Below are 12,556 nucleotides of genomic sequence, written 5' to 3'. Positions count from 1 at the left end.
AGTTCGGCTGCGGATTTCTCTTTCATCTCACCTGTTCCTTAATCACGCTCGCGTCGCGCTTGAGCTGTTCCTGGGTCCGGTCGGGGGTAAGTTCCGAAGGCGCCATGCTGGCCATCCCGGTCCGCAGCAGGATGACGCCGAGGACCGCCACGACCACACCGACCAGCAGAGAAGACCACCCCGCGCCAAGCCCTGCCCGCGTCAGTGCGATAACGAGTGCCTGCAGCAACACCAATAGCGCGGCGAGGAGGCAAATCGCACCGCCCAGCACTTCCGCGGCACCTGCTCCGGCTTTGGTAAGCTTTTCAGAGAGCTCGGCCCGAAACAGCCTCGCCTCGGTTTGCACCAGAGTGGTGACATTCTGGGCCAAGTCGGTGATCAGCCCGGCAAGGCTGGGATTGTCCTGGGTGTTCATCTCTCCTGCTCCGCCTTCTGCATAGTCCCGTCATCGCCGACGAGGCCAAAATCCTGCGAACGATCAGCGGACCAACCCTGTGGCTGACCGGTGTGTGATTTGAGGTCTCCCGGAGCAGCCTGAGATTCCGGCCTTGCCGGCGGAGAAGCCTTGATGAACCGCCCGAGCGCCAAACCGGCCAACACGGATCCCGCAAGCAGGACACCGGGATTTTGCCGGCCGAAGGACTGCACCTCCTCAAGGACCTGGCCGAACGGTTTTTGTTTCAAGGACGATGAAAGCCGCTCAAGCCCACCGGCAGCATCCAAAGCGAACTTCGATGCATTCCTTTCATCGTTGTTGGCCAAATGATCGCTGGCCGCGCGCAGTGCGCCGCCCAGCGCCGCCAGGCACGATCCGATGTCGCGTTGCGCCTCCTCCGCCTTGTCGGCGATGACTTCCCTGGCTTCAGATGCATAGTCGCCAGCCTTGCGGGTCACCGCATCACGCGCGTCGTGAAGCAACTCGCTGGCACGTTCCTCTTCCCTGCGAAGCCTGTCGGAAACTTCGCTTTTCGTCTTGTCGAAATCGGTGGGCTGTCCGCCCTGATCGTTCTCATGCTGCATGGGCCACCTAGTGAAAACCGAAGAAGGAGAGGACCGCGAGCACGACAACGATAAGGCCGATAAGATAGATGACACTGTTCATGTGCACGTCCTCCGTGGCTGCCCAACTTCGAGGAACCTGCGATGTTCCCTTAGGTGAAAGCATTTATGATCAGGCTGAAACGGAGAGCTCGTCAGGCACGCAACAGTCGCCAATGAGTTGCGCTGTCCCTCGTGCGGAGCGCTCGGTACGACCGGTGCGCGGGAGCCGCAAGCAGGAGACAGCCGAGTGCCGGCTGTCTCCGGTATTGCTATCTCTGCTTATTCGGCGGCCCGCCTGTCGATCATCTGCTCGCCCTGGGCGCCGGAACTTGGCCGTGGCGGCGAAAGCATGGGCTCCTCGCCCATTGGTGCACCGGCGACCAGGGAGAACTCTCCCTTGCCGTCCATCGAGGGTCCATCGCTCCAACGTCCCCGCGCTGGTTCGACACCTTCGACGAAGCAATTGATGAAGGCATAGGATACGTCCTGATGCTCCTTCTCCTGCGGGAAGGAGTTGGGGACCGGCAGAGACGCGTTCAGTCCGCCCATGTCTTCGATGGCCGCGAGCCACTGCTGTTGGTGCATGGTGTCGCGCGCAATAAGGAAGGACAGCATGTCCTTCATGCCGGGATCGTTGGTCATGTTGTACAGGCGGGTAGCCAGTACGCGGCCGCTTCCTTCCGCGGTGACGTTTGCGACCATATCCGCGGCAAGATTGCCGCTGGCATAGACATGCGAAGCATTGAAGGGAACGCCGTTGGCGTTTTCAGGCAGTGCGGCCAGGCCGGTCGACAAGATATGGCGGAAGTTCATCCCGTTGAGGACCGAGCCGCCGACCGTGTCCGACGAGATGTCCTCCTGCAGCGAAAGTGGTGCACCCTCTAGATTGAGGGCGACCGCAGTCGCCAGCATTTCGATATGGCCGAGTTCCTCGGTCGCCGTGTTTAACAACAGGTCGCGGTATTTGGCCGGTCCGCGGCATCCCCATGCCTGGAAGAAATACTGCAAGGCGACGCGGATCTCGCCTTCTACTCCACCTATGGCCTGCTGCAACGCGCGGGCAAAGACTGGATTCGGCGTTTCCACACGAACCGGGTACTGCAATTTCTTGTCGGTGTAATACATGGCTGACTCCTGGTTTGAAGTCAGCCGAACCTCAGCTCGGACGCATTGTTCCGTAGGAGGAACGTTTAATTCCGGCAGGCTTCCCGACGGAACGTCTCGAGCTACGGAAGCTCATTGCGCAATGCGAGCCGTCCAGTCGGTCTACGCCGTGGGTGCCCATTGGCACCGGGGATCATGCGACCTTGGAAAACAGGGCGACGTCGCATCTGGCCAGGCCGTAGCGCCACCGATGATCGGTCGTGGCGACCCGGCTTTGGTAAAACAACGATAGTTGGCTGCCTTCGATCATCACCGTCGAGTGGCCGTTCTCTCCCGGCTGGCCTGGCTCCAGCACCGGGCCGATCGATACGTAAGGTCCAGCAACGTCATCAGCGATAGCGAAGAACACGCGTTGCCGGTTCCCCCGAAGTCCATTCGGCAGAAAACAAGTGGCATTGAGAAGCACCCGACCGTCCGGCAACTCGACCAGCTGTGCGCCTTCTATGCCCCATTCATAGTCGGGATCCTCTCTCGTATTATGGTGAGGGACATCATTATGGTCGAGGATCTTGCCGATCCGCTTCCAGGGACCGAACCACGAGTCGGATTGGCTCCGTGCGAGGTAGATGTCGGGTTGCGGCACCCTGGTGAATTTTGGCATCGCGGAATAGACGAGGTAGCGCTTGCCGCCAATAACTGCGGGATGCGGATCGTAAATGCCGTCCTCCTCGGTGTCCGGGATGGCAAGGATCGCCGGGCTGAGAACCACCCACTGGAATCCGTCATTGGAAACCGCGTGCTCGCACCGGCCGCCAGACTTCATGAACTCGGTCTGGATGAACATATGAAAGACGCCGCTTTCGTGGATGACACCGGGAGCCGCAACACCACTCCCGTGGATAGGAAGTTCGATCGGGGGATGCTCGGTCCACGGTCCATAGAGATCGGGCGCCGTGGCATGAAGGATCCTCCACGTCTCGGTGGTCACCGTGCCACTTGAGCCGAAGACGTGCCACAGACTGCCATCGAAGACAGGGCACGGGTCTTTGAGATCATCGACGCTTTGCGGATGAAACAGCGGAAAAACATTGGTCGCAAAGTCGATCTTCATATCAGCCCCGGAATCTTGCCCTGCCAAAACCGAATCGCCAGTCATGTAGGCGAATCAACGTGATGTTCTGCACATTTTATAGCCGACAAGTTCAACGCAAATACGGCAATGCCGTTTTCCACCAGCATTCCCCAGTCGCCCCGCGCCTCAAAGCCCGCCGACACACGACAGCCGTTCCCGACTCAGCTAGCGGGTCTCGTTTTCGTCTATCGAGCGGCGACTGAAGGCGCTCCATTTCACCTTGGAACAACTCACCTCGTTGAAAGTTAGGAGACGGGAACGAAGTTTAGTTCTCTCCCGTCCGCGACTAACAAATGTTAATCGGAACATAAACGACAGACTAAAGGAAGGAAATCTTCAATGGAAGCAGCCTTGGGTGGGGCAGTCGCCAGTAACCGCGCTGGCAGGGAAAATCTACTGGTTTGCTTCTCCCATTTGCGGTGGAATTTCGTTCATCAACGCCCGCAACATATCCTCAGTCTCGCCTCCATGCAGCAGAGAGTGGTCTACTTCGAAGAGCCTGTTTTCGAAGCCCTGCCACAGCCGCTGATGCGGACGAGCGAGGCAGCGCCAAGCATTCTAATTGTGACGCCAGTGCTTCCGCTCGGCATGTCGGCCGCGAAAGCAGATGCCGTTCAGCGGAGATTTGTCCAGCAGATCATAGCTTCAATGCCGCACAGCCGGTTGATCGCTTGGTACTACACGCCGATGGCTCTGCGCTTCACCGAGCACCTCGACCCAGACATATGCATCTATGACTGCATGGACGAACTCTCCGCATTCAAGAATGCGCCGCCCGAGTTGGGGCAGATGGAAAAGGCCCTGCTGCGCCGCGCCGATCTCGTTTTCACCGGAGGCCTAAGCCTGTTCGAGACCAAGCGTCACCTGCACCACGCGATCTTCCCTTTTCCTAGCAGCATCGATGTGAAGCACTTTCACACTGCGAGACGCCCAGGAAAGGAGCCAACCGACCAGGCCGGCGTTCCTCATCCGAGGGTCGGATATTTCGGAGTTATCGACGAGCGGCTGGACGTCGAGCTCGTAGCGCAGGCGGCGGAGACTATGTCGGACGTGCATTTCGTGATGCTTGGCCCGGTCGTCAAGATCGACCCCGCAACCCTGCCCAGAGCCGAAAACCTGCATTGGTTGGGCGCGAAGGCCTACTGCGACCTGCCCCACTATCTGCGCCATTGGGATGCCGGTTGGATGCCGTTTGCACTCAACGAAGCGACCCGCTTCATCAGTCCGACCAAGACGCCAGAGTTCCTAGCGGCCGGTCTGCCGGTGATCTCGACGGCAATCGTTGACGTTGTGCGCAGCTACGGCGCTGCTGGACTGGTGGAAATCGCCGACAGTGACGATCTGGAAATCAAGCTGCGCTCCATTCTATTGCGACCTCGTGAGACGTTCCTGCCGCAAGTCGACGCCTATCTTGCGGACATGTCTTGGCAAAAGACATGGAGTGGCATGACCGCTCACATCGAGCGTGCCTATCGAGGTAAGAAGGTCATCCCTCTCCGCAGGAGTGCATAGCCATGTTCGATTGGCTGATCGTCGGCGCGGGATTTGCCGGCAGCGTGCTTGCTGAAAGGATAGCCTCCCAGCGCCACGAAAGTGTTCTCCTGGTCGACCGCCGCAGCCATGTCGGCGGCAACGCCTATGATTGCTATAATGAAGCCGGCATCCTCATCCATCGTTATGGGCCACATATTTTTCACACCAACAGCCAGTCGATCGTGGACTACCTCTCGCAGTTCACGGAATGGCGCACATACGAGCATAGGGTGCTGGCGGCCGTGGATGAGAAACTGCTTCCCATTCCGATCAATCTCGACACGGTAAATCGCCTTTACGGTCTCGACCTGAATTCCACACAGTTGGAGGAGTTCTTCGCGTCGCGGCGCGAAACCGTAGAGGACGTACGAACGGCCGAGGACGTCGTCGTCAGCACGGTGGGACGCGAACTCTATGAGAAATTCTTCCGTGGCTACACCAGGAAGCAATGGGGCGTCGATCCTAGCCAACTGAGCAAATCAGTGACGGCACGAGTGCCGACCAGAACCAACCGCGATGACCGCTATTTTAGCGACAGCTTCCAGAAGATGCCGGCCGGCGGGTACACGAGAATGTTCGAACGCATGCTCGACCATCCGAACATCAAGGTCATGTTGCAGACCGACTTCCGCGAAATTCGTGACGAGATACCATTCAACCGCCTGATCTATACCGGCCCGATCGACGAATACTTCGGCTGGCAGCTCGGGCGTCTTCCTTATCGCTCGCTCCGTTTCGAGCACGTCACCCTCGACCAAGAGCAGTTTCAGCCGGTTGCCGTCGTCAACTACCCCCAGACGGAAGATTACACCCGCATCACCGAGTACAAACATCTGACCGGCCAGCAGAACGCGCGGACCAGCCTGACCTACGAATATCCCACCGATATCGGGGACCCGTACTATCCGGTGCCGCGGGCCGAAAACGAAGAGCTCTACAAGCGTTACGAAGCGCTCGGCGCAACCTGTCCCGACGTGTGGTTTGTCGGCCGCCTGGCAACCTACCGCTACTACAACATGGATCAGGTGGTCGGGCAGGCCCTGGCAACCTTCGCCCGCATCCAAAAGAGCGTCCCGGAATGGGCGAGCGCGGGGAAGGCGTCGTTGGCCGAAGGGGCGCTGTAGCTCCCCACCTAGACGTACTTGGGAGCATCGGACGTGGCAACGCGGCGCCAACAGGCGCTCGCAACAGTCCTCGTGCCGCTGATGTATTTAACGCGTCAGGTTCGCCGCGAACAAAGTTTGCTGGCGGGCCAATTCATCCGCGATGGGCGTGCGGACGTGTCGGCTGCCGTTCGCCTGGGTGACCGAAAACAATCCCACTTCCGCATGCCGCGAATTGTCCCAGCCCGGATAGGCGGTTATCGGGTATAGGCAAATACCTTCGATCGGCGCTTCGAGACCCATTGCGGCACGCACCTCGTCGCAGACATAATGGAGCCAAGCCGCCCCGCCCGATCCTTCGGAGCCGGTCTCGGCGATGAACATCGGCTTGCCGTATCGACGCGCGACCTCAATCAGCATCTCCGATAGGTCGCGATACTCGTGATGCCCCATCGGAATCGTCGGCCCGTTTAGGTACCACTGATTGTGTGGGTAGAAATTCAGGCCAACGACATCGACAACATCTTCGCTGCCCCCCAACTCAGGTTCTGCCCGGCCCAGCAGCATGTCGTAAGCTTCGAACTGTCCGAGACGGGCATTTTCGGCCCGGCGCCGTTCGGTCCGCGTTCGGTCGCGAGGAGCAATGTGGATAAGCGGCTCGGCCCAGACAAATCTGCAAGCGGGATCGACCTCCCGCATCGCGCGAACGCCAGCTATTGCAGCTTTCACGAGGTGCCGCTTGAACCATCCCCGCTTCTTCGGACCGACGCGCGGGAAATACCCGACCTCAACAGCCCAGGCGAAAAACGAAATTTCGTTGATTGGGCACAACAGAGGCGCTGTACCGGCGATTGAACGATGAACCCTCACAGCTTCCGCGGCGAACGAGGCATAGGCATCGATGAAATGCATCGATCCCTGATCAACGTGGTCTGGAGATCCGTAGTGGAAAATGTCCCAGATGACCTGGACACCTGCCGATTGCGCTGCTTCGACCATCGGCGTCCAGCTTGACCAGTCATAGGTCCCAGGAGCGGTTTCGATGAGGTGCCAGCGCAAACCGTCGCGGATGGTACGAAGACCGAGTTCGGCGCAACCGCGGTAGTCGCCCAGGGCATGCAAATAATGCGACGTCGCGCGGATAAGATCGAGGCGAACGCCGTCCTTGCGCCGGTGCGACGAGCACTCAAAGCCAGCCATGAAAAAACTGGCGAACGCCGACGTGCCCGCAATCGAAGTCAAGCCATCGCTATCGCTTTGTGCTGCTTCGCTCATGCGGCAACCCCTTCTCATTTGCCATGCTGCACCATCGTCCAGTGTATTACTGAGGGCCAAACCCGGATGGTCGAGCCTTTGTTCCCCGATCGAGCCCACCGAGCCGGTGGAGCAGACAGGAGCCAGGGAACAAGGTGCGCCGAGGCAAGTTCGGGACCGAGCCGTCATCGATTGTCCGGCGGTTACAACGGAGGCAGGGAACAGCATGACCGTTCAGATTCGACTTTCCGACATCGACCATGCCAGGCGCGAGGATCGTGGCGACGGCGTCTGGAGCATCGCGCCGGATTTGGCCTATTTGCGGCTGACAATCGTGAATGTCGTGTTCTTCGGCGCTCCCGGCAGCGGAGATCGAAACTGGGTCCTGATCGATACGGGTTTGCCGACGTCGCAAAGCAGCATCCTGGCGGTCGCGGAAAAGCGCTTTGGAGCCGGCGCGCGGCCCGCCGCGATCATCTTGACCCATGGCCATTTCGACCATGTGGGAGCGGTTGTGGATCTGGCCGGCACATGGGATGCGCCCGTTTTCGCGCACCCGCTCGAGCGTCCCTATTTGGACGGAACCGAGTCCTATCCACCGCCTGATCCTTGGGTGGGGGGCGGCCTGATGGCGCTGCTTTCGCCACTCTTTCCTCGTGGCCCAATCGATCTCGGAGATCGCCTGCAACTCTTGCCGGCCGACGGATCGGTCCCCGGCATGCCCGGATGGCGCTGGCTGCACACGCCCGGGCATGCGCCGGGGCATGTCTCTCTCTGGCGCGAAGAAGACCGCTCGCTGATCGCTGGGGACGCCTTCATCACCACGGGTCAGGAGTCGGTCTATGAAGTCGCCGTTCAGGACTTGGAGATGCATGGTCCACCGCGCTACTTCACACCGGATTGGGATGCGGCGGAAAAATCCGTGAAACAACTGGCTGCGCTGAAGCCGCAGATGGTGATCAGCGGACACGGAGCGCCAGTTGCGGGAGTTGGCATGCGCCAAGCCCTCGACAGACTGGCTGAGCGGTTCACGGCATTCGCCGTGCCGCCGCGGATGAAGTTCGTGCGTGAGCCAGCCACTGTTTCAGATGGCGGAGCTTAGCGGAGCGTCAGGAGCTGTATTGCCGCTCCAAGTTGCTTGCAGATTGTCTCGGCTGAACAACCTCGTAGCGCCAGTTGGGGCATATGTTCCGTTGCGGACGTCAAAGCCTTGCCGAATTGGCGCCGATGGTTATCTCAGCGACAATTTCGAACACAGTCCATGTCATAGGTTAATGCGTAGCTCCGCAGGCTCCCCTATGGGCGGCATAACTGCGGGCTCGATTGTGCGGCGGTCCAATCACCCGCCGAACCGCGCCCGTTCTCCGCCGCCGCTCTGTAATGTCACGGAACTTTCAGCGCGATTGCAAGTTCGATAAATAACATAAGCTAGGTAGCCAATTTGTCTCCCACCTCATCCTCGGATGTACTTATCCGCAAACTCCTGAGCATCTCGGATGTTCGACAGACCGACATCGACGTTTTGAAGAGCATCCCGATCCAGGAGAAGGATTTTTTGCCCAACTACGACCTGGTGCGTGAGGGGGACCGTCCTGTCAGTTCGTTTGTCGTTTTGGATGGCCTGCTCGGTTCCACCAAACTTACCGGCGACGGCAAACGGCAGATTACATCCTTCTTTGTGGCTGGGGATATTCCGGATCTGCACGGACTGCATCTGTCGATCATGGATTGCAATTTTACGACCCTCACAGCAGCTAGACTGGGCTTCATACGACATGACGCTCTTCGCGCCGTTTGCGAACAGCATCCTCGAATCGCGACGGCTTTTTGGCGGTCGACCCTGATCGATGCAGCTATTTACAGGGAATGGGTCACTAATGTGGGAAGACGCGAGGCATACACGCGCATGGCGCACATATTGTGCGAATTGATTTTTCGCTTGCGCTCGGTTGGACGCATCCAGGATCACGTCGCGGATCTTCCCATTACCCAGGCAGCCCTTGGCGATGCATTGGGCTTGTCCACAGTCCACGTCAACCGAATGCTTCAGGAACTTCGACGTAGAGGCCTCATCGCCACCACAGGATCAAGAGTGCATGTTCTGGATTGGCTTGGCCTCACTCATGCAGGTGATTTCGACACGACCTACCTGCACCAAAGGAACCCTGCAGTTTAGTGGTGACGGAAGCTCTCGCATGGCACGATTTTTCTTTGATAGTGGCGATCACGATCTGGTCTTCGAGGACCAAATCGGCATCGAATGTGCCGGTTTGGAGGAGGTGCGCCGCGTGGGCTTCGAGGGTCTTATCGACCTTACGAGAGATGCACTCACTGAGGTGGACGGGCAGCAAGTGTTTGTTGAAGTGCGGAACGAAAACGGCGACAGGATTCTGAGGCTGAGCATCTCGCTTCAGATCAAGTTGATGAGGTGACGTGCGCACCGGACTTGCTGCGTCAGAAGGCTGCCGAGCGACGGCACATAAACCCGAACGCCGCGTGATCGGACAGTCGCACGAAGATGTCGCCGCATTTGCGACCTACAGGCAAGCTTCGGTTCCCCGCAGGGAAGAAATCGGCAAGGCACAGCAGAAGGCCATGACCCGTCCCATACTTGGCCCAACCCGACTGATTTTAATCGGTGTCGCGTATTTTTTGATGAAGTTCTGGAACGCGCACTTTCGGCGCTCGTTCATGTTGTCTCAGCAGTGGGTGTCGAAGTGCAACGAAAAGCGAACGAAGCAAGCCGGGTAGCGAAAGGCCAGGAACTTGAGGTCGAACATCTGGTCGAGCTCACGGACATTGACCCCAAGCAGGCCCGAACGCTGCTTCGCAAGCACGGCGCCGATTGGCCGAAGCTCAAAGACGAGGCGGAAGCTCTGAAGAAGGAAGACTAATCGTCACCTTCCCAGCGGTTGGCGAGAAAGCTGTTCTAGCTCATCCTCGTCCGTGATCCCCGCCTGGTAGTAGGCCAGAATACGTGATGCGCGGCGTTCCCTCTCGGTTGCGGTTTCGTTTTTGATTTTGCTGCGTGCGAATACGCGACTGAGTAGGGCAAGTTCTGATGGCGTGAAGGCGTCTCTATGCATCGCATCTCAACTCCGCGCGCCGCCCGTCTCGAGAGGGGCCGAGGCGGGCTGAAGCTGTGGTTGCAACCTCTGATGCCGGCCAGCAAGAGATCGCAGAACAGGTCGTCCGGCGCGCGCTAACGCTGGACGAGAAAGAATGTTCCACGTGTTCTCGGGAGCAAACAAAATGGCGTCCGCTCGAACCAGCAACGGCCTTTTATCGGTCTACGGCGTGATCTGCCTCAACTACATCCGGAAAGCCTCTTCTTAGATGGAAAGCCCGCCCCGGACAAAGCCGAGACGGGCCGAAGCTGCTTCGGCAGCCTCAAGGCCCAGACAATGAGGGAGGATTGTAGGCCTGCAGCCAAACTTCGTGCCGCAGTGAATGTTCCGGGGCTGTAACTGTTGGCGGGATCATCTGCTGCGATTGCAGGGCGCGGCAACTTCTTGTCGGCCGGGGTCGAGACGTTCCGACGCGCCGTCAAGCGGCCGACATCCCGATCAGCCGCGTGGTGTCATGTTCATTGAGAAGGCTGATCTGCAAATCCAGTCCGCTCAGCACTCTCCAACTCTCTATGGGCATGCGACGCGGCAATGGCAGCCTGTCCAAAAGCGACAGCTATCTGGTTCAACGCTTTGACAACGTCACCGATGGCGTACATGCCGTGGATGGAAGTCTGCTGATGCTCGTCGACTGTGACATAGCCGTCTTCACAACATCTTGCGCCAATGGCCTCGGCGAGTTGAGAACGAACCTTGCATCCCAGTGCCAGATAAATGGCATCGAAGCGGTATGACGTCCCATCTTTCAAAATCGCCTCGCAGCCATCTGCTGCCGGACAGAGCGTGTCGAGAGCGTCACCGATGACTATGCCTCTTGCCCTCGCCGCGCGACGAGTGCTGAGCGAAAAGTCGGATGCGTCGCTCCCAAGCATCGTTATGAGCGGTGTAAACCGACTGAGGAAAATGGCCTCTTTCAAGGCTCTCACGTCGTGCCCGACGACCGCAATCTTCTGGTCGATCGCCTCATACCCGTCGCATACCGGGCAGAGTCGAATGACACCTGCGGCAATTGCCTCGCGTAGACGCGGAATGACGGGTGTCGTGTCGGTGATCCCTGTCGCCAAAAACACCTTGCGTGTCCGGATTGCGCCAATCGATGTCTCAATGACGAACCCCCCATGGGCAGAGGCGAGGGAATAGACCTGCCCTCCAACCAGAGTGGCTCCATACAAGGTGGCGTGACGTCGAAGGCGATCCAGAATATCGGCTCCACTTATCCCTTCGGGAAAGCCAGGACAGTTATGGCTCGTTGGAATCAAAGCGGCACGAGGATCGCCGGCATCGATCACCAGCACGCGATGGCGAAAACGGGCAAGATATTGAGCGGCGGTCAGTCCTGCCGGCCCGCCTCCGACGATCAGGACATCTTCGGTCTCGGCGGCCGGTCGACTGACGTGGCTATCGTGCATGGTTCGGCGCATCACCGGCGAACGATTTGGTTCGTACGATGTTCCAAGGGCGGTCTTCGGGACATCCGGCTCGATGGCGACAGCGTAGACACCGGGCTTCAACCCGACCGCAAGACGCCAGGCTCCTCTGTTTCCTTGAACTCTTCCGTATCCTTGGGCGCGGCGACCAGATCCTGGAATCCGAGAGTGGCGACGAGATAGCCTGCCTCATCGTAAACCTTCGTCACCCAACTGGTCGGGTCCACGCCATCGACAATTCCGTCGAGCATGGCCTCTTTGGCAGCGCGCTTTGCCTCCCTGACAGCCTCATCTCGATCAGCCATATCGGCGAAGATCGCAGGCTGCGACATGCCTTCGATAAACTCGAAGCGAAATTTCGGCATCGGTTGCTCCAGTCGGTGTGCCAGCGGGTCGGCCATTCTGGCAGGTTTGACGGTCAACGCGGTGGTGCCGAAAAGGATGCAGCGGGTGGTGTTCGCATGACCATCCAACGTCAGGCAGCGTTGCTGCGCCCCATCTCCCAATCGTCCCGCCAACGTGCGCGCACGGCAATCATCAGCGTGGCCGCTTCCGTCATTCCTGTTTGGAACAGCCTGATCAGCTCTCTTGCGACGGCATAGGCCGCCGCCGTGTCAGGCAAAATGGCAAATTCCTGGCACAGCGCGTCAAATGCCGCGCGAAGGATGTTCAGGTCACTGGGGTAGAGAGCTTCTGTGTTCATGCGGATGGGTCGGTTAAGCATCAGGCTCCTCCAAACGGGCGAGAGTGCGATAGTGCTCCAAGCAGCGAAACCCGTTACACAGCCGCTGACCACGGCTTTATGCGGCACAGCCCACCAGCTGTCATTAAACT

At 58.9% G+C, this 12,556-nt stretch carries 14 protein-coding genes; 6 read left to right on the top strand and 8 right to left on the bottom strand.

Translation table 11 applies throughout. The features are described 5' to 3' along the window. Positions 1–22 precede the first annotated feature (22 nt). The 4 genes from EOA13_RS23675 to EOA13_RS23660 all read right to left on the bottom strand — a co-directional run bounded on the left by EOA13_RS23675 (position 23) and on the right by EOA13_RS23660 (position 3,256). Positions 23–415 (bottom strand): phage holin family protein, encoded by a 393-nt coding sequence (locus EOA13_RS23675; protein ID WP_127296105.1) that lies wholly within the window; start codon positions 413–415, stop codon positions 23–25. After that, positions 412–1,095, bottom strand: coding sequence for a hypothetical protein (locus EOA13_RS23670; protein ID WP_245490465.1), 684 nt, complete (start codon positions 1,093–1,095; stop codon positions 412–414). The genes EOA13_RS23675 and EOA13_RS23670 overlap by 4 nt, the downstream gene beginning before the upstream one ends. A gap of 225 nt (positions 1,096–1,320) precedes the next feature. After that, positions 1,321–2,166, bottom strand: a complete 846-nt coding sequence (locus tag EOA13_RS23665) for a manganese catalase family protein (protein ID WP_127296104.1) — start codon at positions 2,164–2,166, stop codon at positions 1,321–1,323. A gap of 172 nt (positions 2,167–2,338) precedes the next feature. After that, a complete protein-coding gene (locus EOA13_RS23660; protein ID WP_164780270.1) occupies positions 2,339–3,256 on the bottom strand; it encodes a hypothetical protein in 918 nt (305 codons plus the stop codon). 360 nt (positions 3,257–3,616) lie between these two features. On the opposite strand from EOA13_RS23660, the gene EOA13_RS23655 reads away from it, so the two are divergent. After that, complete coding sequence (locus EOA13_RS23655) at positions 3,617–4,789, top strand: glycosyltransferase (protein ID WP_127296103.1); 1,173 nt, start codon at positions 3,617–3,619, stop codon at positions 4,787–4,789. Positions 4,790–4,791: 2 nt separating this feature from the next. Next, positions 4,792–5,934 (top strand): UDP-galactopyranose mutase, encoded by a 1,143-nt coding sequence (gene glf, locus EOA13_RS23650; RefSeq protein WP_127296102.1) that lies wholly within the window; start codon positions 4,792–4,794, stop codon positions 5,932–5,934. A gap of 87 nt (positions 5,935–6,021) precedes the next feature. On the opposite strand, the gene EOA13_RS23645 is transcribed toward glf, so the two are convergent. Beyond that, positions 6,022–7,188 carry a beta-glucosidase gene (locus EOA13_RS23645; protein WP_127296101.1) on the bottom strand — a complete coding sequence of 389 codons (1,167 nt, stop codon included), beginning with the start codon at positions 7,186–7,188 and terminating at the stop codon, positions 6,022–6,024. Positions 7,189–7,393: 205 nt separating this feature from the next. On the opposite strand from EOA13_RS23645, the gene EOA13_RS23640 reads away from it, so the two are divergent. The 4 genes from EOA13_RS23640 to EOA13_RS37995 all read left to right on the top strand — a co-directional run bounded on the left by EOA13_RS23640 (position 7,394) and on the right by EOA13_RS37995 (position 9,918). Continuing rightward, positions 7,394–8,269 carry an MBL fold metallo-hydrolase gene (locus tag EOA13_RS23640; RefSeq protein WP_127296100.1) on the top strand — a complete coding sequence of 292 codons (876 nt, stop codon included), beginning with the start codon at positions 7,394–7,396 and terminating at the stop codon, positions 8,267–8,269. Between the two features lie 339 nt (positions 8,270–8,608). Continuing rightward, positions 8,609–9,343 (top strand): Crp/Fnr family transcriptional regulator, encoded by a 735-nt coding sequence (locus tag EOA13_RS23635; RefSeq protein WP_127296099.1) that lies wholly within the window; start codon positions 8,609–8,611, stop codon positions 9,341–9,343. Between the two features lie 19 nt (positions 9,344–9,362). Beyond that, entirely contained in the window at positions 9,363–9,599 is a 237-nt protein-coding gene (locus EOA13_RS23630) for a hypothetical protein (protein ID WP_127296098.1), read from the top strand. Between the two features lies 1 nt (position 9,600). Beyond that, complete coding sequence (locus EOA13_RS37995) at positions 9,601–9,918, top strand: hypothetical protein (RefSeq protein ID WP_164780268.1); 318 nt, start codon at positions 9,601–9,603, stop codon at positions 9,916–9,918. Between the two features lie 835 nt (positions 9,919–10,753). Here EOA13_RS37995 and EOA13_RS23615 read toward each other — a convergent pair. Genes EOA13_RS23615 through EOA13_RS23605 form a run of 3 tightly spaced genes read right to left on the bottom strand, consistent with a single transcriptional unit; the run spans position 10,754 to position 12,446 of the window. Further along, positions 10,754–11,806 (bottom strand): NAD(P)/FAD-dependent oxidoreductase, encoded by a 1,053-nt coding sequence (locus tag EOA13_RS23615; protein ID WP_245490464.1) that lies wholly within the window; start codon positions 11,804–11,806, stop codon positions 10,754–10,756. Then, positions 11,803–12,228, bottom strand: a complete 426-nt coding sequence (locus EOA13_RS23610; RefSeq protein ID WP_245490463.1) for a hypothetical protein — start codon at positions 12,226–12,228, stop codon at positions 11,803–11,805. The genes EOA13_RS23615 and EOA13_RS23610 overlap by 4 nt, the downstream gene beginning before the upstream one ends. Next, complete coding sequence (locus EOA13_RS23605; RefSeq protein WP_127296096.1) at positions 12,198–12,446, bottom strand: hypothetical protein; 249 nt, start codon at positions 12,444–12,446, stop codon at positions 12,198–12,200. Before EOA13_RS23605 ends, EOA13_RS23610 begins: the two co-directional genes overlap by 31 nt. Between the last annotated feature and the right edge of the window lie 110 nt (positions 12,447–12,556).

The organism is Mesorhizobium sp. M7A.F.Ca.US.011.01.1.1 (assembly GCF_003998295.1).
Lineage (GTDB): Bacteria > Pseudomonadota > Alphaproteobacteria > Rhizobiales > Rhizobiaceae > Mesorhizobium.
This window is presented reverse-complemented; position numbering and strand designations above follow the sequence as displayed.

Coding starts and splice junctions, on each gene's coding strand:
- EOA13_RS23675 (WP_127296105.1), bottom strand. CDS start 415: ATGAACACCCAGGACAATCCCAGCCTTGCCGGGCTGATCACCGACTTG.
- EOA13_RS23665 (WP_127296104.1), bottom strand. CDS start 2,166: ATGTATTACACCGACAAGAAATTGCAGTACCCGGTTCGTGTGGAAACG.
- EOA13_RS23660 (WP_164780270.1), bottom strand. CDS start 3,256: ATGAAGATCGACTTTGCGACCAATGTTTTTCCGCTGTTTCATCCGCAA.
- EOA13_RS23655 (WP_127296103.1), top strand. CDS start 3,617: ATGGAAGCAGCCTTGGGTGGGGCAGTCGCCAGTAACCGCGCTGGCAGG.
- glf (WP_127296102.1), top strand. CDS start 4,792: ATGTTCGATTGGCTGATCGTCGGCGCGGGATTTGCCGGCAGCGTGCTT.
- EOA13_RS23645 (WP_127296101.1), bottom strand. CDS start 7,188: ATGAGCGAAGCAGCACAAAGCGATAGCGATGGCTTGACTTCGATTGCG.
- EOA13_RS23640 (WP_127296100.1), top strand. CDS start 7,394: ATGACCGTTCAGATTCGACTTTCCGACATCGACCATGCCAGGCGCGAG.
- EOA13_RS23630 (WP_127296098.1), top strand. CDS start 9,363: ATGGCACGATTTTTCTTTGATAGTGGCGATCACGATCTGGTCTTCGAG.
- EOA13_RS23605 (WP_127296096.1), bottom strand. CDS start 12,446: ATGCTTAACCGACCCATCCGCATGAACACAGAAGCTCTCTACCCCAGT.